The 1880-nt window shown below is 45.6% G+C and carries 2 protein-coding genes; both read right to left on the reverse strand.

Features of this window, described 5'->3' with window-relative positions; genetic code table 11:
- A partial coding sequence (locus B3014_RS11730; protein WP_289286993.1) for a TraI domain-containing protein occupies positions 1-426 on the reverse strand: 426 nt, incomplete at its 3' end.
- A 163-nt stretch (positions 427-589) separates the two neighbouring features.
- The coding region (locus B3014_RS11735) for an ATP-binding protein (protein ID WP_289286994.1) at positions 590-1880 on the reverse strand (1291 nt) is incomplete at its 5' end.

Raw genomic sequence — 1880 nt, forward strand, 5'->3', positions numbered from 1 at the left:
ATGGAACAAACCGCCAAGAGCCGCCGCCACACGCCACCTTGGTTCAAGCTCTTTTTTCTCAACCGGTGTGCCACTGGCAACAAAGATGATCCCTTCAGCTGCTTGTGCCGCCCAGAAAGCAACTTCCAACGAATGACGTAATAAACCACCCGCACCACTGTGATGATGATGCTCAGAAGCTGGCAGCAAGTGAACGTAAGCAGCCAGATGGTCAATACAGGGCTGAATCAACCGTTGAAAATCACGCTGATTAAAGCCAAGTACCTGGCGCAGTTTGGCAATTAGCTCGTCTTGTGTGGACTGCAAATCCTCGGGGGACGCAGCTGGCAACCCCTTCAGGAATGGCGGGTAGCGTGGGATTTCTGCATCCAGTTGCGATGACAGTTCTGGTAGTGCTTTGGCTTGAAAAAATAGGTTTTTGAACATAGTGAACCTCCGACACGATAGTGTGAAGGTTCACTTTGAGCTGGTGAGTTAGGAAGATACAAAAAAAGCTCATCTAATCGATAAACATTGGCATCGCATCGAGTTAAGTCAACGCGCACTCAGAAGCAATTTCGAAATTGCGTCTACGATAAACGACCATTGCTTACACGGCAGTCAAAGTATCCCCACCATGCTTAGTAACTCTTGGGCGACACTGAATCTTCATTGCGTCGCTGACAAATGCGTTATCACTGGCTTTGCTAGACCAAATATATGCCTCACCTGGTTTTAACGCTCCAAGCTTCTCAGGCGTTAGTGATTTCAAACCGATACAGGCTTTTTGAATATGCTTTAACCAGTCCGGAGCGTTGAACTTATGCAGAATAATCTGTGATGAAAGCTGAATAAGTTCCACCGGTACAGACGGTGGATCTTGGCTGGCAATCATGACACTGGTGCCCTTGTGGCGCATTTCGCGTACCGTTTCCACAAGCCCTTTTACTAGGTCTGGACTATCGATGTATTTATGACATTCATCAAACACAATTAGCTTGTTAAAAGATTGCCCTTGGTACTTGGCTTCCGAGAATATTTGCAGAAGCACCACAAATAAGCCTAATGCCTCATCTTTTTCGATGAATTCGTCTCGAACATCTACAACGATCATTCTGCCTGGTCGAATCAGCGAACCAACGTTTAATTGGTCATCAATGTACTGTTCAGCAAAATCCAAACGCATGTCTGCTAGGTCTTTAAGTGAATCCGAAAGACTAGAGTTTTGTATTCCATCCCTTATCGCTTGGATCGAGAGGTTATTTCGATTTTTACGCATAATATTGCCTAGTTGGCGGATATATGCGGCTTGGTTGCCGATAGCCCCCATCAAAAATTTCCAGTGCCCAGCTTGCAATTCAGAAGAACAAAACTTCAACGGATGTACCTCAATTCCAGGGTACTCAGCACGACGTTCGTTTAACTTGTCTTCAGGAGCTAACAACACAACATCATCTAAGGAAGCTGGCTCCGCACCATATACTTCTTTAAGCTTAGCTAACTGCGTAACATCGTCATTTGGGGCTATCATCGACGTAAACTCAGGTTTATAGTCCTGAGTAGCACTGTAATGGAATATCACACTGGCCAACTCTTTATGCAGCGTATTGATCGATGGAATTGATTTAGTTGCCATCTCCACAACTGAGCCTAATGTATAGCTTTTGCCCCCACCTTGAACACCAAATAAACTTAGTGTGTGTGTATGGTTTAAATCTAAGGCTATTTTCCGTCCATGGACCTCTCCCAATAGGCCAAACTGAGCAGAGTCACCGTTGACACCAAGAACAATATCGTGGGGAACGACCTCAATTTTATTACCCGTTGTGATGTTAGGGATGTGCAAATTTTCCTCTGACTCTGGCTCTGGCTCTGGGTCTGGCTCTGGCTCTGGCTCTGGC

Source organism: Methylophaga sp. UBA678, from assembly GCF_002299105.1.
Classification (GTDB): Bacteria; Pseudomonadota; Gammaproteobacteria; order Nitrosococcales; family Methylophagaceae; genus Methylophaga; species Methylophaga marina.